This window comes from Paracoccus benzoatiresistens, from assembly GCF_026913015.1.
Classification (GTDB): domain Bacteria; phylum Pseudomonadota; class Alphaproteobacteria; order Rhodobacterales; family Rhodobacteraceae; genus Paracoccus; species Paracoccus benzoatiresistens.
Genome location: NZ_JAPTYD010000013.1, coordinates 17411 through 36609, shown reverse-complemented (window position 1 = coordinate 36609; position 19199 = coordinate 17411). Strand labels below are relative to the sequence as shown.

Here is a 19199-nt window from a genome sequence, read left to right as displayed (position 1 = left end):
CTCCGGCCCTTCTTCTTCACCTAAATATCCCGCGGGGTCCGGGGGCGCGAAGCCCCCGGCTTTCACACCATCCGGTCAACCATCATGTGCTTGATCGACGCGATCGCCTTCGCCGGGTTCAGACCCTTTGGGCAGGTATTGGTGCAGTTCATGATCGTGTGGCAGCGGTAAAGCTTGAAGGGATCCTCCAGCTCGTCCAGCCGCTCGCCCGTGGCCTCGTCGCGCGAGTCGATGATCCAGCGATAGGCGTGCAGCAGCGCGGCCGGGCCCAGGTAGCGGTCGCCGTTCCACCAGTAGGACGGACAGGCGGTGGAACAGGACGCGCACAGGATGCACTCGTAAAGACCGTCCAGCTTCTTGCGGTCCTCGATCGACTGCTTCCATTCCTTGCCGGGGGTGGGCGACTTGGTGATCAGGTAGGGGTTCACCGAGGCGTGCTGGGCATAGAAATGCGTCAGGTCGGGCACCAGGTCCTTGACCACCGGCATGTGCGGCAGCGGATAGATCGAGATGTCGCCCTTCACCTCGTCGATGCCATAGATGCAGGCCAGGTGGTTGCCCCCGTCGATGTTCATCGCGCAGGATCCGCAGATCCCCTCGCGGCAGGACCGCCGGAAGGACAGGGTCGGGTCGATCTCGTTCTTGATCTTGATCAGCGCGTCAAGGATCATCGGCCCGCACTTGTCCAGGTCGACGAAATAGGTGTCCAGCCGCGGGTTTTCCCCGGTGTCGGGATCCCAGCGATAGATCTTGAACTTGCGGACGTTGGTCGCGCCCGTCGGTGCGGGCCAGGTCTTGCCGACCCGGATCTGGCTGTTCTTGGGCAGGGTGAACTGAACCATTGGGTGCTCCTCTCAGGAAGTGCCTTGGGACGGCGCCTTCGCCGTGAATAGATGTTCGTTTCGCGCGACAAGATCGACGATCCGGCCATGCGCATGGGGATGAAGCGCAAGCCCGTTCAGCCGGCGCAGGAATTCCGTGGCGCCCCCGTTGAGGCGGCTGTTCGTGGGGCCGTCCAGCGGCTCCAGCGCGTCGATCCGGGCGGCGTCCAGCCCGGCATGGCGCAAGAGCTGCCGGCCCGGACGCAGCGGGTCCGGCTCGTCCTCCAGCTTGAAGCGGGTCAGGCGCCCGCCGACCTCGGCCCCCAGGCGGCGCGTCAGGTCGCCCCATCCGGGAAGATCGGCAGTCTCGGCCTCGAATTCAACAAGGCTGCGGCCATAACCGTCGGTGCGCACCGCCTGTGCCCAGACCGAGGGACGCCACGCCTTCTGGTTGCGGGTATAGATCACGAAGTCCGGGGTGAAATCACGCGCCTCGGCCAGCAGCAGCGCGGAGATCTGCGGCAAGGCGGGGTAAAGCCGCGTCTCGCCGCCATTGCCGGGCATGGCGCCCGCCAGGTTTTCGTGGCTGATCAGGACGGGCAGGTCATTGTCGGGCAGCGTGTCCAGCACCTCGCGGAAGGCCAGCCGCAGCGCCTGCGCCCGGTCATCCGAGGGCGCGAGGCTGTAGGCGATGGCCGTACGGCCAAGGGGACGCATGGGCGACCCTTCCTCGGGGGTGCGGACGACCAGATGCCCGGCCAGCGCATCGGCATTGCGGCGCAGGTGCCGCTGGATCGAGGTGCTGCCGGTCTTCTGGACGCCCAGATGAACGATCAGGCGCCGCGCCCCCTGCCCTTTCCGCCCTGATTCCGCCATGGCTCAACCCGCCCAGCCCGGCTGTTCCGCCAAGGGACGCCGCGGCGGCTGGCCCGACCGGCGCAGGACGCAGCGGTCATAAACCTCGGACGGATCGCGCCCTCTCAGGTAATCGCCAGACAGCTCGACCGAGACGGCGCCAAAGGCATCCGTGTCGCCGTCAAAATCCGAGCCGACGCCCACCGCCACCTCGGTGTAGGGGCGAACGGCCAGTTCGGCATCGCGCAGGCAGGTCAGTTCGGCCTGCTCGACAGGCACCGGGCCGCAAGCGGCCAGTGCTGACAGCAGCGGCAGAAGAACCACCATTCCCGCCCGCGCGCGCATCAGATCACGCCGTGCCCGCCGCCGCGGCGATGCACTGGGTGGTCGCCGGACGCGACACGATCGCCGCCACGCTGTCGGCCGTTCCCGTCGCCCCTGCGCGCGAGGCCTGGGCGATGTCGATCAGTTCCGCCGTGGTGGCGTTGTTGACCACGCAGTCGGTGTAGGGCGCGACATTGGCGCCGGGCAGGCGCTTTTCCATCTCGGAATTGATCACCGTCCGGGCCACCTGGCGCGAAGCCGCGTCAAGCACCGTCGGCGGGGTCACGACCGTGGTGGTCGTCGTCGCGGTGGTCGCGGGCGGAACCGGGGCCGCGCAGCCAGCCAGAACGGCGGCGGCAAGACCCAGGGCGGCGAAAATCTGCAAACGCATCAGTAAACCCTTTTCTTGGGAGCAATCTTCTTCATGTCGATCCCGCCATCCTCTTCCCGGGTCAGGGGGTCCAGATGGACGGGGCGGTAATCCAGTTTAACCGCGTTTCCATCGACCCATGCAAGCGAGTGCTTGCGCCAGTTGGCGTCGTCCCGCTCGGGCCAGTCCTCATGCGCATGGGCGCCCCGGCTTTCCTTGCGCGCCTCGGCGGCGACAATGGTGGCCAGGGCGTTCGGCATCAGGTTGGTCAGTTCCAGGGTTTCCATCAGGTCGGTGTTCCAGATCAGGCCGCGATCGGTGACCTTCAGATCATCCATCTTGCCCGCGATGGCCGTCATCTTCTCGGCACCCTCGGCCAGCGTCTTGTCGGTGCGGAACACCGCCGCGTCGGCCTGCATGGTGCGCTGCATCTCCAGCCGAAGCTCGGCCGTGGCAACAGTGCCCTTGGCGTGGCGCAGGCCGTCGAAGCGACCGATGGCCTTGTCCACCTGGGCCTGGTTGGTGTCGGGGATATGGCCAGCCCGGTCGATCACCTGCCCCGCGCGGATCGCGGCGGCGCGGCCGAAGACCACGAGGTCGATCAGCGAGTTCGAGCCCAGGCGGTTCGCGCCATGGACCGATGCGCAGCCCGCCTCGCCCACGGCCATCAGGCCGGGGAAGATCGCGTCGGGGTTGTCGGCGGTCGGTGCAAGAACCTCGCCCCAATAGTTCGTGGGGATGCCGCCCATGTTGTAGTGGACCGTCGGCAGGATCGGGATCGGCTGCTTGGTCACATCGACGCCCGCAAAGATCTTGGCCGATTCACTGATGCCGGGCAGGCGTTCGGCCAGGGCCTCGGGCGGCAGGTGCATCAGGTTCAGATACATGTGGTCCTTGTCGGGACCCACCCCGCGGCCTTCGCGGATCTCGATGGTGATGCAGCGGCTGACCACGTCGCGCGACGCCAGATCCTTGTAGGTCGGGGCATAGCGTTCCATGAAACGCTCGCCTTCGCTGTTGGTCAGGTAACCGCCCTCGCCCCGCGCGCCCTCGGTGATCAGGCAGCCCGAGCCGTAGATGCCGGTCGGGTGGAACTGCACGAACTCCATGTCCTGCAGCGGCAGGCCCGCGCGCGCCACCATCCCGCCGCCGTCGCCGGTGCAGGTATGGGCGCTGGTCGCGCTGAAATAGGCGCGGCCATAGCCGCCCGTGGCCAGCACGACCATCTTGGCGTTGAAGACGTGGATGGTGCCGTCGTCCAGCTTCCAGCAGACCACGCCGGTGCAGGCGCCGTCCGTGACGATCAGGTCGATGGCAAAATACTCGATGAAGAATTCAGCGTTGTTCTTCAGCGACTGCCCGTAAAGCGTGTGCAGGATCGCGTGGCCGGTCCGGTCGGCGGCGGCGCAGGTGCGCTGCACCGGGGGGCCTTCGCCGAACTCGGTGGTGTGGCCGCCGAAGGGCCGCTGGTAGATCTTGCCTTCCTCGGTCCGGCTGAAGGGCACGCCGTAGTGTTCCAGCTCATACACGGCCTTGGGAGCCTCTCGCGCGAGGTATTCCATCGCGTCGGTATCGCCCAGCCAGTCCGACCCCTTCACGGTGTCGTACATGTGCCACTGCCAGTTGTCGGGACCCATGTTGGACAGGGATGCGGCGATGCCGCCCTGCGCCGCAACGGTGTGGGACCGCGTCGGGAAGACCTTGGTCACGCAGGCCGTGCGCAGGCCCTGTTCGGCCATGCCCAGCGTGGCGCGCAGGCCGGCGCCCCCGGCCCCCACCACGACCACGTCGTAATCATGCGTATGGATATCGTAAGCAGCCATGATGTCCTCAGATCGCGAAGGTGACCAGCGTCATCTTGGCCAGCGCGAAGACCGCCGCCGCGATGACCGCCCAGCTGAAGACCACCGAGACGATGATCGCCACCTTGCGGGCCGTGTGTTGGAAATAGTCGTCGATCATGATCCGGGTGCCCTTGATGAAATGCACCATGCCCACGACGATGAACAGCGCCGTGATCAGCGCCGGATAGGGTCTGCCGAAATAGGCCACCAGTTCGGGATGCGGCAGGCCGATGGCATTGCCGATGACCAGCAGGAAGGCAGGAACCAGCAGCACAAGCGCGCAGGAGCTGACGGTGATGAACCAGTGGTCCGCCGTGCCGCTGTGCGCGGAACCCAGGCCCTGGGCTGCCTTGCGGGGGGTGATATAGCGCATGGAACCCTCGCCCTTATGCAAAGAAGAACAGGATCAGGGACAGCAGCGTCAGCACCACCGACCCGATGATGATGGCCCAGCTCGCGCGCTCGGCCTCCTCGATCCGCAGAAGCTGGCCCGAATCGTAGAACAGGTGCCGGATCCCGGCCAGCGTGTGGAACCACAAGGCCCAGGCCGACCCGGTCAGCACGATGAAGCCGATCCAGGACCGCACCACCCAGTCGGCGGCGGCAAAGGCGCGCGGGCCGCTGACGGCGGCGACCAGCCACCAGACCAGCAGCAGGATGCCCGCGACCAGCGCGTGCCCCGTGATCCGCGTCATGATCGAGGTCACGGCGGCCATGGGCAGGCGATAAACCTGGAGATGGGGGGAAAGCGGCCGGTTGCCCCGGTTCACATCGGCCATGATGCGGCGCTCCTCTAAACGGTTGGCTCGACCCGTCGCAGGCACGGCTGGCCTCGCGGGCTGGCGATTGGCGCGTGTTGTGTCGGCCTTTGTCGCATCTGTCACCCGCGGATGCCAGACCGCGGGGCTATTTTCAACGCTTTGCGGCCTTTGTGATCACGAGCCCGCAAGCTGTGATCACAACGCAGGGCGCGGCGCAAGGCGCCCTGCCTCAGGCCGGCATCAGCGCCCAGTAGTCCAGATCCAGAAGGACCTCGGGCAGATAGCGGCCTTCGCCGTCCTTCAGGGCAAAGGCGCCGCAATCGCCCTTGGTCGCGACCAGACGCAGGCGGATCGCGCCCACACCGGGGGCGTCGGTTTCCGCCTTGTCCAGAACCTCGGACCAGGCGCGGATGGTGTCGCCCGCGAAGCAGGGATTGACATGGACGCCCGCGTTCAGCGCAACGATCATCTGCGCATTGGCAAGCCCGTTGAAGGACAGCGCGCGCGCCATGCTGATGACATGGCCGCCATAGATCAGCCGCCTGCCATCCTCGCGGGCGGTCGCGTCGAAATGCACCCTGGCGGTGTTCTGCCACAGGCGCGTGGCCAGCATATGCTCGGCTTCCTCGATGGTGACGCCGTCCACATGGTCGATCTTCTCGCCAACCTCATAATCGCCCCAGCGATGCGGCTCGCCCGCAAGCCCGAAGTCGTAATCCGAGAAATACAGCCCCTCGGGGATCACCAGATCCTCGGCGGCGACGGCGGGGGCCAGGTCAGGCACAACCGCTGCTGGCGCCGGAGCGTCCAGGTCGCGTTTGCGCACCATCACCCATCGGACATAGTCCAGCACAGGCTCGTCCATCTGGTTGAGGCCGCGCGTCCGCACCCAGACGACGCCCGTCTTGCCATTGGAGTTCTGCTTCAGCCCGATCACCTGCGATTCCGACCGCAGCGTATCGCCCGGCCAGACCGGCGCCAGCCAGCGGCCCTGCGCATAGCCCAGGTTCGCGACCGCGTTCAGGCTGACGTCGGGAACGGACTTTCCGAAGACGATGTGAAAGGCCAGCAGGTCGTCCATCGGGCTGCCCTCCAGCCCGCAACTCGTCGCAAATTCATCGCTGGAATAGAGCGCCTGGCGCGCGGGATAGAGCGCGTGATAAAGCGCCCGTTCTCCCTCGGCCACGGTGCGGGGGACAGCGTGGCGGATCACCTGGCCAACGCGGTAATCCTCGAAGAAGCGGCCCGGATTGGTCTTGGTCATTGCTGCCCCAGCTTCATGTCGGGGTGGTATTCGGCCTCGACCTCCTTGGTGATCGCCTGGCCCATGCGCATCACGGCCTTGACGGGATCCCAGGCCATCGTCGGGCTGCCATGCAGGGACCAGCCCAGGGACAGCGCCTCGCTGACGCGGTGGCAGAAGCGCGAGGTGTCGTCCTCGGTGATGCAGCGGTAAAGGGTGGTCAAGTCAGCCTCCGAATGGCCAGGGTCCGACCCAGCCGTGGATCAGGCCCACGACCAGCATGACGACGACCGCGCCCACGGCCGCCATGATTTCCTTGCGGACGGGGAACGGGCCGGTCCGCTGCTTCCAGGCGCCCGCGCGGTTCAGCAGGACGATTTCCACCTGCGCCCAGACCAGAAGCCCGCCGAACAGGACAAAGGACGGCAGGTCGCCATTCGTCAGCAGATGCGCAAAGGCCCAGAGCGAGAAGCCCGTCAGTTGCGGGTGATGGATCCACGCGGTGACGCGCGTCCCCATGCCGTCGGCGGCGTAGAGATAGAAGGCCAGCAGCATCAGCAGGTTGTTGATGCCCGTCGTCGCGGGCGAGCGGCCCCACCAGACCGGGCCGTCGGCCTGTCCATAGCCACGGGCCATCAGGAAGACCGACAGGATCAGCAGGATCGCGACCAGCCCCTTGCCCTTCTCGCCCAAGGCGGCGCGGCGTTCGGGGGCCACGCGCTTGAACAGATGCGCCGCCCACCACAGGGCGACGCCCGAAATCAGCAGAACCATCTGGCTTCCTTTCGCTGGATGCTCACGCGGGCCACCCTGCCCTCAACCGGCCATGGCCGCAATCGCCTTGGCCCGGTCGAGCGTCTTGCGGGCGGTCTCGACATGCAGGTTCTCGACGATCTTGCCATCGACAACGGCGACGCCCTTGCCCTCGGCCGCTGCCGCCTGGAAGGCGTCGATCTGGCGGCGGGCCAGGTCGATCTCGGCATCCGTCGGCGCGAAGGCCTGGTTGGCGATGGCAAGCTGGGCGGGGTGGATCAGCGTCTTGCCGTCAAAACCCATGTCGCGGCCCTGTTCGCATTCGGCGCGCAGGCCGTCCTCGTCCTTGAAGGCGTTGAAGACGCCGTCCACGATCACCTTGCCATGGGCCTTGGCGGCCAGCAGGCACAGGCCAAGCCCGGCCTGCATCGGCAGGCGGTCCGGGCGGAAGCGGCTGTTCAATTCCTTCGCAAGGTCGTTGGTGCCCATCACCATCCCCTCCAGCCGGGGATGGGCGGCGATCTGCGCCGCGTTGAGCATTCCCAGCGGCGTTTCCATCATCGCCCACAAGGGCAGATCGGGAACCAGAGCGGCCACGCGGTCCAGGTCGGCTGCGCTGTCCACCTTGGGGATCAGCACGGCATCCGCCCGGAGGGTCGCGCAGAAGCCTGCGTCCTCCTGCCCCCATTCGGTCGCCAGCCCGTTGATCCGCACGATTCGCGCCCGGTCGCCATAGTCGTTCGCCAGCGCCGCAGTCAGGGCATCCCGTGCGGCGGGCTTTTCCGCCGGGGCGACCGCATCCTCCAGGTCGAAGATGATCGCATCGACGGGCAGCCCCTGGGCCTTCTCCATCGCCCGGGCATTGGCGGCAGGGATGTAAAGAACCGAACGATAGGGCCGCGCCATCAGAACCTCCTCGCAATATTGTTGCGCGACGCTGCCCTGCGGTGCCAGAATTGGCAAGCGCAATCTTGCTGCATTGCGGCGTCAGGCCAGGGCCTGCCAGATCAGCCGCAGCGACACGGCCAGCAGCCCCCAGGTGATCAGCTTGTAGAACAGCGCCTCGGGGATGATCCTGACCAGCCGCAGACCGATCCAGACCGAGGCCAGCGCGGCGGGCGTCAGCACCGCCGCCGTCGCCAGGGCCGCGGGATTGAGCTGTCCAAGCGCGGCATAGGGGATCAGCTTGACCCAGTTGCAGATGGCAAAGAACCAGGTCGTCGTTCCGGCATAGATCAGCGCGGGCAGCCGCAGCGGCTGGACATAGACCTGCCAGGGCGGCGCCCCGGCATGGCTGACAAAGCTGGTATAGCCCGACAGCAGTCCCCATAGAGTGCCTCGCGCCGGGGAAGGCCGGCGCTTCTGCGCCGACAGATGCGGTCGGATCAGCGCGTTCAGCGCAAAGATCAGCCCGACCGCGCCAACGATGAAGGTCACCCCATCGACCGGCACCACATGCGCCGCCGCCCAGCCGATACCGATCCCGGCAAGCGCCCCGGGCAGCGCGGTCGCCAGAACCCTGCGATCGAAATGATGGCGGAAGGCCAGCAGCCCGCCGACGTCCGACACGACATAGACCGGCAGCATCAGCCCCGCCGCCTGCACCGGCGACATCACCAGCGACAGCATGGGAACCGAGATCATCCCCACCATCGCCAGCCCGCCCTTGGCAAGGCCCACGGCGACGGCGGCGATGACCGCCAGCACCCAACCTCCGACCGTCAAATCCAGCATCGCCATCCCCCGGTTGCCGGCGAAGCCATGCGTCGGCCTGCGGCGATTGGCAAGTGTCAGCGCCAACACTGCTGCGCCGCGGAGGCGGAGGCTTGCGATTCGTTGCCCGACCCCTTAACCACCGCGCAACAATCATCCATGACACCCGGAGGTTATCCATGGCCCGACCCAAAATCGCACTGATCGGTGCGGGGCAGATCGGCGGCACGCTGGCGCATCTGGCCGCGATGAAGGAACTGGGCGACGTCGTCCTGTTCGACATCGCCGAGGGCACGCCCCAAGGCAAGGCGCTGGACATCGCGGAATCGGGTCCGTCCGAGGGCTTCGACGCGGTCCTGAAGGGCACCAACGATTACGCCGACATCGCGGGTGCCGATGTCTGCATCGTCACCGCCGGCGTTCCGCGCAAGCCGGGGATGAGCCGCGACGACCTTCTGGGCATCAACCTCAAGGTCATGAAGTCGGTCGGCGAAGGCATCGCCAAGCACGCGCCGAACGCCTTTGTCATCTGCATCACCAACCCGCTGGACGCGATGGTCTGGGCGCTGCGCGAGTTCTCGGGCCTTCCGCGCGAGAAGGTCTGCGGCATGGCCGGCGTGCTGGATTCGGCCCGCTTCCGTCACTTCCTGTCGCTGGAATTCGGCGTCTCGATGAAGGACGTGACCGCCTTCGTGCTGGGCGGCCACGGCGACACGATGGTCCCGCTGACCCGCTATTCGACCGTGGGGGGCATCCCGCTGCCGGATCTGGTCAGCATGGGCTGGACCACGCAGGAAAAGCTGGACTCGATCGTCCAGCGCACCCGTGACGGCGGCGCCGAGATCGTCGGCCTGCTGAAGACCGGCAGCGCCTTCTATGCTCCCGCGACCTCGGCCATCGAGATGGCGGAAGCCTATCTGAAGGACCAGAAGCGCGTCCTGCCCTGCGCGGCCTATGTGGAGGGCGCCTATGGCCTGAACGGCATGTATGTGGGCGTGCCCACCGTGATCGGCGCGGGCGGCGTGGAAAAGGTGATCGACATCGCGCTGAACGACGACGAACAGGCGATGTTCACCAAGTCGGTCGATGCGGTGAATGGCCTGGTCGAAGCCTGCAAGGACATCGACAGCTCGCTGGCCTGATCGTCACGCCAAATTGTCGAAGGCGCGCCCACGGGCGCGCCTTTGCACATGATGTTATGTGTTTTTCGGCTTCCGTCCTATGATCGCCCTGTTCCCGTAACCGGAGGCGACCATGAACCGGACCTTCCTGCCTGTTGGCCTTTTGCCCGTGCTGCTGCTGACCGGCTGCCAGGCACCGCCCACATCCCCCCGGCCCACCGATCAGCTGCCCTTCATGGGCAACTGGGATTGCGGCACCACGGCCGTGACATTCACCCCCGCGTTCTATCAGCCATCCAGTACCGCGCAGCCGGTCAGGATCCGCGGCTTCTCGACCCAGAACCGGATGACGACCATGACACTGGAAGATGGTTCAGTAATCGAGGTGCAGTGGCAGAACGACAATCAGCTCACCTGGCGGTCGCCAGCCACCGGCCAGAGCCTGGATTGCAACCGCGTGGCAGACTAAGCAGATCAGGTTTGTGATCACGGGATTTCAGGCCGTGATCACATTTCGCCCCTTCCTGCGATTTTAACAGCATCCGCCGATCAAACCCTTTTTCGAACGCCCCCCAGTTGTGGCAAGAGGCCGCCAAATCTGTCGAACCGAACGAGGGGGTCGAGATGAATATCCACGAATACCAGGCCAAGGCGCTGCTGCGTCAGTACGGCGCGCCGGTCAGCGACGGCCGGATCGTGATGAAGGCGGACGAGGCCAAGACCGCCGCCAGCGAGATGGACGGCCCCCTCTGGGTGGTCAAGGCGCAGATCCACGCAGGCGGCCGCGGCAAGGGCAGCTTCAAGGAAGCCGAAGCCGGTGAAAAGGGCGGCGTCCGCCTGGCCAAGTCGGTCGAGGAAGCCGAGGAACTGACCCGCCAGATGCTGGGCCGCACCCTGGTCACGCACCAGACCGGACCCGCCGGCAAGCAGGTCAACCGCATCTACATCGAGGACGGCAGCGACATCGCGCGCGAGCTGTACCTGGCCCTGCTGGTGGACCGCCAGACCAGCCGCGTCAGCTTCGTCGCCTCGACCGAAGGCGGCATGGACATCGAGGAAGTGGCCGCCCACACGCCGGAAAAGATCGTCAGCTTCAGCGTCGATCCCGCGTCAGGCCTGTCGGACTTCCACGGCCGCCGTGTGGCCTTTGCCCTGGGTCTGACCGGCGGTCAGGTCAAGCAGTGCGTGGCCCTGGTCAAGAACCTGTATCGCATGTTCATCGAAAAGGACATGGAGATGCTGGAGATCAACCCGCTGATCGTCACGCCCGAAGGCAACATCAAGTGCCTGGACGCGAAGATGGGCTTCGACAACAACGCGCTCTACCGCCAGCCCGACATCCTGGCGCTGCGCGACGAGACCGAGGAAGATCCCAAGGAACTGGCCGCCTCGAAGTTCGACCTGAACTACATCGCGCTTGACGGCGAGATCGGCTGCATGGTGAACGGCGCGGGCCTGGCGATGGCCACGATGGACATCATCAAGCTTTATGGCGCGGAACCCGCGAACTTCCTGGACGTGGGCGGCGGCGCCACCAAGGAGAAGGTGACCGAGGCCTTCAAGATCATCACGTCCGATCCGAACGTCAAAGGCATCCTGGTCAACATCTTCGGCGGCATCATGCGCTGCGACATCATCGCGGAAGGCATCATCGCCGCCGTGAAGGAGGTCGGCCTGCAGGTTCCGCTGGTCGTGCGCCTCGAGGGCACGAACGTGGACCTGGGCAAGCAGATCATCCGCGATTCGGGGCTGAACGTCATTCCCGCCGACGACCTGTCGGATGCGGCAGAGAAAATCGTGAAAGCGGTGAAGGGATAATAGAAGATGGCCGTTCTCGTTAACAAAGATACCAAAGTCATCTGCCAGGGGATCACCGGATCCCAGGGCACCTTCCACACCGAACAGGCGATCGCCTACGGCACGCAGATGGTCGGCGGCGTGACGCCCGGCAAGGGCGGCAGCGAACACTTGGGCTTGCCGGTCTTCAACTCGGTCCACGAGGCCGTGGCTAAGACGGGCGCCAACGCGACCGCGATCTATGTGCCGCCCCCCTTCGCGGCGGATTCGATCCTGGAAGCCATCGACGCGCAGATCCCGCTGATCGTCTGCATCACCGAAGGCATCCCCGTGCTGGACATGATGCGCGTCAAGCGGGCCTTGCAGGGCTCGCAATCGCGCCTGATCGGGCCGAACTGCCCCGGCATCATGACGCCGGACGAATGCAAGATCGGCATCATGCCGGGTTCCATCTTCCGCCGCGGCAGCGTCGGCGTCGTGTCGCGTTCGGGCACCCTGACCTATGAGGCCGTGAAGCAGACCTCGGACGTGGGCCTGGGCCAGTCCAGCGCGGTGGGCATCGGTGGCGACCCCATCAAGGGGATGGAGCATATCGACGTGCTGCAGATGTTCCTGGACGATCCCGAGACCGAGTCGATCATCATGATCGGCGAGATCGGCGGTTCCGCCGAGGAAGAAGCGGCCGAGTTCCTGGCCGCGCAGAAGGCCAAGGGCAACTGGAAGCCGACCGCCGGCTTCATCGCGGGCCGCACGGCGCCTCCGGGCCGTCGCATGGGCCATGCCGGCGCCATCGTGTCGGGCGGCAAGGGTGACGCGGAATCGAAGATCGAGGCGATGAAGCGCGCCGGGATCGTCGTGGCCGACAGCCCCGCGGGTCTGGGCGAGGCGGTCCTGAAGGCCATAAAGGGCTGAAACTGAACCCCTGACGCCAAGCGGGCGTTCCCCCGGCACGATCAACTGCACTGGTCAACCACAGGAGACTGAAGATGAAGATGCTTCCCGCTACCATCATCGCCTCGACTGTTGTGCTGGGGGCCTGCGCGCCCGAACCGGTCACCCGGGTAGAAACCGCCGTGACGGTCGATTCCGCCTCGACCGAGGCCCTGGCAATGGCCACGGGCCTGCCCGCCGAGGCGGTCGTGGCCGTGTCGCGGACCCGCAACCAGCATACGGTTTTCTATCGCGGCGACGCGGTGACTGCCGAGCAGGTGGCCGCCGCACCGGCGACGATCTGCGCCAACACCGCCTCGACCGTGTTCACCGCCGATCCGGTCGATACGACCGGGCCGCAGTTCAGCACGGGCGTGCAGCGGATGACCGTCACCTGCTCGTGACGCATTTGAAATGCAGTGTCCCCGGCCTACCTATGGGGGCACTGGCAAGGCCAGGGGGATGACGTGAACCAGCCGCAGCGCGCCGCAGCCTTTCCGACGGACCGGGTTTCCGCCCGCGCCCGCCGTTGCATCGCGCCCCTGTCGCTGACGGCCCTGATGGCCCTGAGCGCCTGCGGGCGCGCGCCGACCAACGACATCCTGCCGGGCGGCATTCCGGCCCGGACGAACCTGCACGAGGCCAGCACCCTGCCGCCCGATTCGGTGCGCACCGTGGCGCGGCGGGATTTCGGCTGGCGGGTGATCTATCACCCTTCCCGCGCGCCTGCCGGGGCCGATCAGGCCGCGGCCCGTGCGCTGTGCGGACTGGAACGGCGCCGGGTCGCGCGGATCGAGCCTGTGCCGCGCCTCGATCCGAGCGCCGATCCCGGCGCGGCCATTATCGACATCATCTGTGCCTGAGGCGGTCATGACATCCAGAACTCCAGCAACTCAAATCATGAACATGCCGCGCCTGCTGAGCCTTCTTGCCCTCTGCGCCCTGGCCGGTTGCGTGCAGCCCGCCACGGTTCCCGTGCCGCAGGCCCCTGCGGCGCCTGCCGCGCCTGCCGCGCCGCGCGTGGTCACGCCCGCGGTGCCCGCTGCCCCGCCCGTCGCGGCCCCGGCGGCGCCCGCCGCCCCGACCGGGCCGGTGGACAGCCGCACCGGGTTGCACCAGGCGTCGCTGATTTCGGTTTCCGGTGACGCCGACAGCCGCTTCACGGTTCTGTTCCGCCCCGCCCAGACCGAGGCCGCCAGGATCGACGCGGCACCCGCGCAGCTTTGCCGCCAGGCGGGCCGCGGCCTGGAAGACAGCCGGACCAACAAGCCGGGCGCGGGCAGCGCAATGCCCGGCGTCCAGATGATGATCGTCACCTGCAGCGCCGCCTGACGCCGCACCCCATCCCCCATTGCGTCAAGGACGCGAGACAAGATGACCGACCAACCCAACAACGCCGACTTCCACGACTCGTCCTTCCTGCAAGGGCACAACGCCGCCTATATCGAACAGCTCTATGGCCAGTGGGCGCAGAACCCGCAGGCCTTCGATGCAGGCTGGGACGCCTTCTTCCGCAGCCTGGGCGACAGCGGAGAGGATGCCGCGCGCGAGGCCGAGGGCGCCAGCTGGAAGCGCGCCGACTGGCCTCCGGTTCCCGCCGATGAAACCACGGCGGCGCTGACCGGCGAATGGCCGATGGCGTCCCGGGACGAAGCCAAGGCCGCGATGAAGAAGATCGCCGCCAAGGCCGAGGAAAAGGGCGTCAGCCTGACCGAGGACCAGATGCGCCAGGCGGTGCTGGATTCGATCCGCGCGCTGATGCTGATCCGTGCCTATCGGATCCGCGGCCACCTGCATGCGGACCTGGACCCGCTGGGCCTGCGCGACGTGCCCGACCATGGAGAGCTGAACCCGGCTACCTATGGCTTCGGGCCGGGCGATCTGGACCGGCCGATCTTCATCGACAACGTCCTGGGGCTGGAAATCGCCTCGATCCGCCAGATCACCGAGCTGATGCAGCGGACCTATTGCGGCACCTTCGCGATCCAGTTCATGCACATCTCGGACCCCGAGGAGGCCGCCTGGCTGAAGGAGCGGATCGAAGGCTACGGCAAGGAAATCCAGTTCACCCAGGAAGGCCGCCGCGCCATCCTGAACAAGCTGGTCGAGGCCGAGGGCTTCGAGAAGTTCCTGCACGTGAAATACATGGGCACCAAGCGCTTCGGCCTTGACGGTGGCGAGGCGCTGATCCCGGCCATGGAACAGATCATCAAGCGCGGCGGAGCGCTTGGCGTGAAGGAAATCGTCGTCGGGATGCCGCACCGCGGTCGCCTGTCGGTGCTGGCCAACGTGCTGTCTAAACCCTACCGGGCGATCTTCCACGAATTCCAGGGCGGCAGCTTCAAGCCCGAGGACGTGGACGGTTCGGGCGACGTGAAATACCACCTCGGCGCCTCCAGCGACCGCGAATTCGACGGCAACACCGTCCACCTGTCGCTGACCGCCAACCCGTCGCACCTGGAGGCCGTGAACCCCGTGGTGCTGGGCAAGGCGCGCGCCAAGAGCGACCAGCTGGGCGACACGCGCGACCGCACGACGGTGCTGCCCATCCTGCTGCATGGCGACGCGGCCTTCGCGGGCCAGGGCGTCGTGGCGGAATGCCTGCAGCTGTCGGGCATCCGCGGCCACAAGACCGGCGGCACGATCCATATCGTCGTGAACAACCAGATCGGCTTCACGACCGCGCCGCATTTCAGCCGCACCTCGCCCTATCCGACCGACATCGCCCTGATGGTCGAGGCGCCGATCTTCCACGTGAACGGCGACGACCCCGAGGCCGTGGTCCACGCCGCCAAGGTCGCGACCGAGTTCCGCCAGAAGTTCCACAAGGACGTGGTCATCGACATCTTCTGCTATCGCCGCTTCGGTCACAACGAAGGCGACGAGCCGATGTTCACCAACCCGGCGATGTACACCAAGATCAAGGGCCACAAGACCACCCTGCAGCTTTATACCGAGCGCATGGTCGCCGACGGGCTGATCCCCGAGGGCGAGATCGAGGACATGAAGGCCGCCTTCCAGAACCACCTGGGCGAAGAGTTCGAGATCGGCAAGAACTACAAGCCGAACAAGGCCGACTGGCTGGACGGCAAGTGGTCGGGCCTGGATCGCGAGGGGGCCGAATACGTCTCGGGCGAAACCGGGATCGAGCCCTCCACCATGGCCGGGATCGGCCGCGCGCTGACCACGGTGCCCGAGGGGCTGACGCTGCACAAGACCGTGGGCCGCCTGCTGGATGCCAAGCGCCAGATGTTCGAGACCGGCGAGGGCTTCGACTGGGCAACGGGCGAGGCGCTGGCCTTCGGCTCCCTGCTGCTGGAAGGCAAGGGCGTGCGGCTGGCCGGCCAGGACAGCACGCGCGGCACCTTCAGCCAGCGCCATTCGGCCTTCATCGACCAGAAGACCGAGGACCGCTATTACCCGCTGAACCACATCGCGGAAGGCCAGGCGCATTACGAGGTCATCGACTCGATGCTGTCGGAATATGCGGTTCTGGGTTTCGAATACGGCTATTCGCTGGCCGAACCGAACGCCCTGGTGATGTGGGAAGCGCAGTTCGGCGATTTCGCCAACGGCGCGCAGATCATGTTCGACCAGTTCATCTCCTCGGGCGAGAAGAAATGGCTGCGCATGTCGGGCCTCGTGATGCTGCTGCCCCACGGCTTCGAAGGCCAGGGGCCGGAGCACTCCTCCGCGCGTCTGGAACGCTTCCTGCAGATGTGCGCCGAGGACAACTGGATCGTCGCCAACTGCACGACGCCGGCCAACTATTTCCACATCCTGCGCCGCCAGATGCACCGCCGGTTCCGCAAGCCGCTGGTGCTGATGACGCCGAAATCGCTGCTGCGCCATCCCAAGGCCACCAGCCGGGCCGAGGATTTCCAGACCGGATCGACCTTCCACCGCGTCCTGTGGGACGATGCGCAGCGTGGCGCGTCCGACGTGACGCTGGTGCCGGATCACCGCATCCGCCGCGTCGTGATCTGCTCGGGCAAGGTCTATTACGACCTGCTGAAGGCGCGGGACGAGGCCGGGATCGACGACATCTACCTGCTGCGGCTGGAACAGTTCTATCCCTTCCCCGCGCAGTCGATGGTCAAGGAACTGGGCCGCTTCAAGGACGCCGAGATCGTCTGGTGCCAGGAAGAACCCAAGAACCAGGGCGGCTGGAGCTTTGTCGAGCCCTATCTGGAATGGTCGCTGGACCGCCTGGGGGCCAAGCACAACCGCGCCCGCTATGTCGGCCGGAACGCCGCCGCATCGGTCGCCACGGGTCTTGGCTCGCGCCACAAGGCCGAGCAGGAAGCCCTGGTGAACGAAGCGCTGTCGCTGGAAGGATGAGTTGATGCCTACCGAAGTCCGCGTGCCCGCACTGGGCGAATCCGTCACCGAGGCGACCGTCGCCACCTGGTTCAAGAAACCGGGTGACGCCGTCGCGATGGACGAAATGCTGTGCGAGCTGGAAACCGACAAGGTGACGGTCGAGGTGCCAAGCCCCGCGGCGGGCACCCTGGCCCAGATCGTCGCCCTGGAGGGTGAAACCGTCGGCCCCGACGCCCTGCTGGCCCAGATCGCTGAGGCGGGCAGCGATGCAACCCAAGAACAACCGCAGGCCGCACCGCAAACGGCCCAGAAGACCCCGGAAGGACAGAAGAACATGAGCGGCAAAACCGTGGACGTGATGGTGCCCGCGCTTGGCGAAAGCGTGACCGAGGCGACGGTCGCCACCTGGTTCAAGAAGCCGGGCGACTCGGTGGCCGCCGACGAGATGCTGTGCGAGCTGGAAACCGACAAGGTCTCGGTCGAGGTTCCGGCCCCCGCCGCGGGCATCCTGGCCGAGATCCTGGCCGAGGAAGGCGCGACCGTCGATGCCAAGGCGCGCCTTGCGATCATCACGGAAGGCGCGGCTGGCGCGGGTTCCCCGGCCAGCCAACCCGCCAGCGGCGCGGCTGACCACAAGGGCGCTTATGGCAACGCTGCGGCCCCGGTCGGTTCGGCCTCGGGCGGCGAGGACGGCACGACTGCGGGCGATGTCGGCTCGCCCGGTGCGGGACCCGAGCAGATGAAGCCGCGCTCTGACATCGAGGATGCGCCCTCCGCCAAGAAGGCCATGGCCGAAAAGGGCGTGAGCCGCGACCAGGTCACGGGTTCGGGCCGCGATGGCCGCGTGATGAAGGAAGACGTAGCCAGGGCGCAGCCCGCCGCAAGGCCCGCGGCCCCTGCCCCGGCAGCCCCCCGTCCGGCAGCCGACGCCGCGCGCGAGGAGCGCGTCAAGATGACCCGCCTGCGCCAGACCATCGCGCGGCGCCTGAAGGACGCGCAGAACTCGGCGGCGATGCTGACGACCTACAACGAGGCCGACATGTCCGGCGTCATGGGTCTGCGCAACGAATACAAGGACGCCTTCGAGAAGAAGCACAAGGTCAAGCTGGGCTTCATGTCCTTCTTCGTGAAGGCCTGCTGCCACGCCCTGAAGGAAGTCCCCGAGGTCAATGCCGAGATCGACGGCACCGACGTGGTCTACAAGAACTACGTCAACATGGGCGTCGCCGTCGGCACCCCCTCGGGCCTGGTCGTCCCGGTCGTGCGCGACGCCGACCAGAAGGGCTTTGCCGCGATCGAGAAAGAGATCGCCGAACTGGGCGCCAAGGGCCGCGACGGCAAGCTGACCATGCAGGAAATGCAGGGCGGCACCTTCACCATCTCGAACGGCGGGGTTTATGGCTCGCTGATGTCCTCGCCCATCCTGAACCCCCCGCAGTCGGGGATCCTGGGGATGCACAAGATCCAGGACCGCCCGGTCGTGGTGGGAGGGCAGATCGTCATCCGCCCGATGATGTATCTGGCGCTGTCCTATGACCACCGGATCGTGGACGGCAAGGGCGCCGTGACCTTCCTGGTCCGCGTCAAGGAAGCGCTGGAGGATCCGCGCCGCCTGCTGATGGACCTGTAAGACAAGACGGCACTGCCCATGGGTGGCAGTGCCGTTCCGTTCCGGCAAATGGGAGATAGGCCATGCAACTGATCGCGTGTTATACCATCGGCGATTTCACCACCTTCCGCGCCGCCTTCGACGCGGATGCCGAGGATCGTGGGCTTAACGGCCTGTCGCTGCTGCAATTGTGGCGCGAGGGCGACCGCAATGCCTGGGCGCTCTATCAGGTAAGCGACGCCAAGGCCGCACATGCCTATCTTTCCATGGGCGCTGCGCCCTTCAATTCGCAGGCGGGCGTGACGGCGACGGACTTCCATTTCGTGGAAACCGCCTGAGCCATGATGACCGCCGAAGTGATGGCGCTGGCGCTGGCGGGCCTGCTGCAAGGATTGCAGTTCGCTGCCTTTTCCGTCGCCGCGAACCTGCAGGTCGGCCCCCGCGTCGCCATGGGCCCGCGCGACAACCCGCCCCATCTGACCGGCACCGCCGGGCGCCTGCAGCGCGCCATGAACAATCATTTCGAAGGGCTGATCCTGTTCACCCTCGCCATCGTCGCCGTGACGCTTGGCGAGGCGACATCAGCCCTGACGGCAACCTGCGCATGGATTTATCTCGTCGCGCGAATCCTTTATGTCCCCGCCTATGTTCTTGGCTGGGTGCCCTGGCGCTCGGCCATCTGGGCCGTAGGGTTCGCGGCGACGATGGTGATGATACTGGCCGCGCTGTTCTGAC

At 66.4% G+C, this 19199-nt stretch carries 23 protein-coding genes; 11 read left to right on the top strand and 12 right to left on the bottom strand.

Annotation, left to right across the window (positions count from 1 at the left end; genetic code table 11):
* Positions 1–62: 62 nt before the first annotated feature.
* From OU682_RS11190 to OU682_RS11135, 12 genes are all read right to left on the bottom strand, one after another.
* Positions 63–842, bottom strand: coding sequence for a succinate dehydrogenase iron-sulfur subunit (locus tag OU682_RS11190; RefSeq protein WP_268942204.1), 780 nt, complete (start codon positions 840–842; stop codon positions 63–65).
* A 12-nt stretch (positions 843–854) separates the two neighbouring features.
* The gene (locus tag OU682_RS11185) at positions 855–1697 is read right to left on the bottom strand and encodes a hypothetical protein (RefSeq protein WP_268942203.1); all 843 of its coding nucleotides are present in this window, start codon (positions 1695–1697) and stop codon (positions 855–857) included.
* A 3-nt stretch (positions 1698–1700) separates the two neighbouring features.
* Positions 1701–2003, bottom strand: a complete 303-nt coding sequence (locus tag OU682_RS11180; RefSeq protein WP_268942202.1) for a hypothetical protein — start codon at positions 2001–2003, stop codon at positions 1701–1703.
* A gap of 22 nt (positions 2004–2025) precedes the next feature.
* The gene (locus tag OU682_RS11175) at positions 2026–2391 is read right to left on the bottom strand and encodes a hypothetical protein (RefSeq protein WP_268942201.1); all 366 of its coding nucleotides are present in this window, start codon (positions 2389–2391) and stop codon (positions 2026–2028) included.
* Positions 2391–4193, bottom strand: coding sequence for a succinate dehydrogenase flavoprotein subunit (sdhA, locus tag OU682_RS11170; protein ID WP_268942200.1), 1803 nt, complete (start codon positions 4191–4193; stop codon positions 2391–2393). The genes OU682_RS11175 and sdhA overlap by 1 nt, the downstream gene beginning before the upstream one ends.
* Positions 4194–4200: 7 nt before the next feature.
* Positions 4201–4587, bottom strand: coding sequence for a succinate dehydrogenase, hydrophobic membrane anchor protein (locus OU682_RS11165; RefSeq protein WP_268942199.1), 387 nt, complete (start codon positions 4585–4587; stop codon positions 4201–4203).
* Positions 4588–4600: 13 nt separating this feature from the next.
* Positions 4601–4993: a succinate dehydrogenase, cytochrome b556 subunit gene (sdhC, locus tag OU682_RS11160; RefSeq protein ID WP_207464705.1), complete on the bottom strand. Its 393-nt coding sequence runs from the start codon at positions 4991–4993 to the stop codon at positions 4601–4603.
* 211 nt (positions 4994–5204) lie between these two features.
* Positions 5205–6239, bottom strand: coding sequence for a MaoC family dehydratase (locus OU682_RS11155; protein WP_268942197.1), 1035 nt, complete (start codon positions 6237–6239; stop codon positions 5205–5207).
* Positions 6236–6442: a DUF1737 domain-containing protein gene (locus OU682_RS11150; protein ID WP_268942196.1), complete on the bottom strand. Its 207-nt coding sequence runs from the start codon at positions 6440–6442 to the stop codon at positions 6236–6238. The genes OU682_RS11155 and OU682_RS11150 overlap by 4 nt, the downstream gene beginning before the upstream one ends.
* Before the next feature lies 1 nt (position 6443).
* Positions 6444–6992 (bottom strand): NnrU family protein, encoded by a 549-nt coding sequence (locus tag OU682_RS11145; protein ID WP_268942195.1) that lies wholly within the window; start codon positions 6990–6992, stop codon positions 6444–6446.
* 42 nt (positions 6993–7034) lie between these two features.
* Positions 7035–7877 carry an HpcH/HpaI aldolase/citrate lyase family protein gene (locus tag OU682_RS11140; RefSeq protein WP_268942194.1) on the bottom strand — a complete coding sequence of 281 codons (843 nt, stop codon included), beginning with the start codon at positions 7875–7877 and terminating at the stop codon, positions 7035–7037.
* A gap of 81 nt (positions 7878–7958) precedes the next feature.
* A complete protein-coding gene (locus tag OU682_RS11135) occupies positions 7959–8705 on the bottom strand; it encodes a sulfite exporter TauE/SafE family protein (RefSeq protein WP_268942193.1) in 747 nt (248 codons plus the stop codon).
* 158 nt (positions 8706–8863) lie between these two features.
* Between OU682_RS11135 and mdh the strand changes: the two genes are divergently transcribed.
* The 11 genes from mdh to OU682_RS11080 all read left to right on the top strand — a co-directional run bounded on the left by mdh (position 8864) and on the right by OU682_RS11080 (position 19198).
* Positions 8864–9826: a malate dehydrogenase gene (gene mdh / locus OU682_RS11130; RefSeq protein WP_268942192.1), complete on the top strand. Its 963-nt coding sequence runs from the start codon at positions 8864–8866 to the stop codon at positions 9824–9826.
* A 112-nt stretch (positions 9827–9938) separates the two neighbouring features.
* A complete protein-coding gene (locus OU682_RS11125; RefSeq protein WP_268942191.1) occupies positions 9939–10274 on the top strand; it encodes a hypothetical protein in 336 nt (111 codons plus the stop codon).
* 155 nt (positions 10275–10429) lie between these two features.
* Positions 10430–11623: an ADP-forming succinate--CoA ligase subunit beta gene (gene sucC, locus OU682_RS11120; protein ID WP_268942190.1), complete on the top strand. Its 1194-nt coding sequence runs from the start codon at positions 10430–10432 to the stop codon at positions 11621–11623.
* A 6-nt stretch (positions 11624–11629) separates the two neighbouring features.
* On the top strand, positions 11630–12514 hold the full coding sequence (gene sucD, locus OU682_RS11115) for a succinate--CoA ligase subunit alpha (protein WP_268942189.1): 885 nt from the start codon (positions 11630–11632) through the stop codon (positions 12512–12514).
* Between the two features lie 74 nt (positions 12515–12588).
* Positions 12589–12936, top strand: a complete 348-nt coding sequence (locus tag OU682_RS11110) for a hypothetical protein (protein WP_268942188.1) — start codon at positions 12589–12591, stop codon at positions 12934–12936.
* Positions 12937–12999: 63 nt separating this feature from the next.
* Positions 13000–13395: a hypothetical protein gene (locus OU682_RS11105; RefSeq protein ID WP_268942187.1), complete on the top strand. Its 396-nt coding sequence runs from the start codon at positions 13000–13002 to the stop codon at positions 13393–13395.
* Between the two features lie 37 nt (positions 13396–13432).
* Positions 13433–13864, top strand: a complete 432-nt coding sequence (locus tag OU682_RS11100; protein WP_268942186.1) for a hypothetical protein — start codon at positions 13433–13435, stop codon at positions 13862–13864.
* Positions 13865–13906: 42 nt separating this feature from the next.
* Entirely contained in the window at positions 13907–16873 is a 2967-nt protein-coding gene (locus tag OU682_RS11095; RefSeq protein WP_268942185.1) for a 2-oxoglutarate dehydrogenase E1 component, read from the top strand.
* A 4-nt stretch (positions 16874–16877) separates the two neighbouring features.
* A complete protein-coding gene (gene odhB, locus OU682_RS11090; RefSeq protein WP_268942183.1) occupies positions 16878–18485 on the top strand; it encodes a 2-oxoglutarate dehydrogenase complex dihydrolipoyllysine-residue succinyltransferase in 1608 nt (535 codons plus the stop codon).
* Positions 18486–18547: 62 nt separating this feature from the next.
* Positions 18548–18802: a hypothetical protein gene (locus tag OU682_RS11085; RefSeq protein WP_268942182.1), complete on the top strand. Its 255-nt coding sequence runs from the start codon at positions 18548–18550 to the stop codon at positions 18800–18802.
* Between the two features lie 6 nt (positions 18803–18808).
* Positions 18809–19198, top strand: a complete 390-nt coding sequence (locus tag OU682_RS11080; RefSeq protein WP_268942181.1) for an MAPEG family protein — start codon at positions 18809–18811, stop codon at positions 19196–19198.
* Position 19199 lies beyond the last annotated feature (1 nt).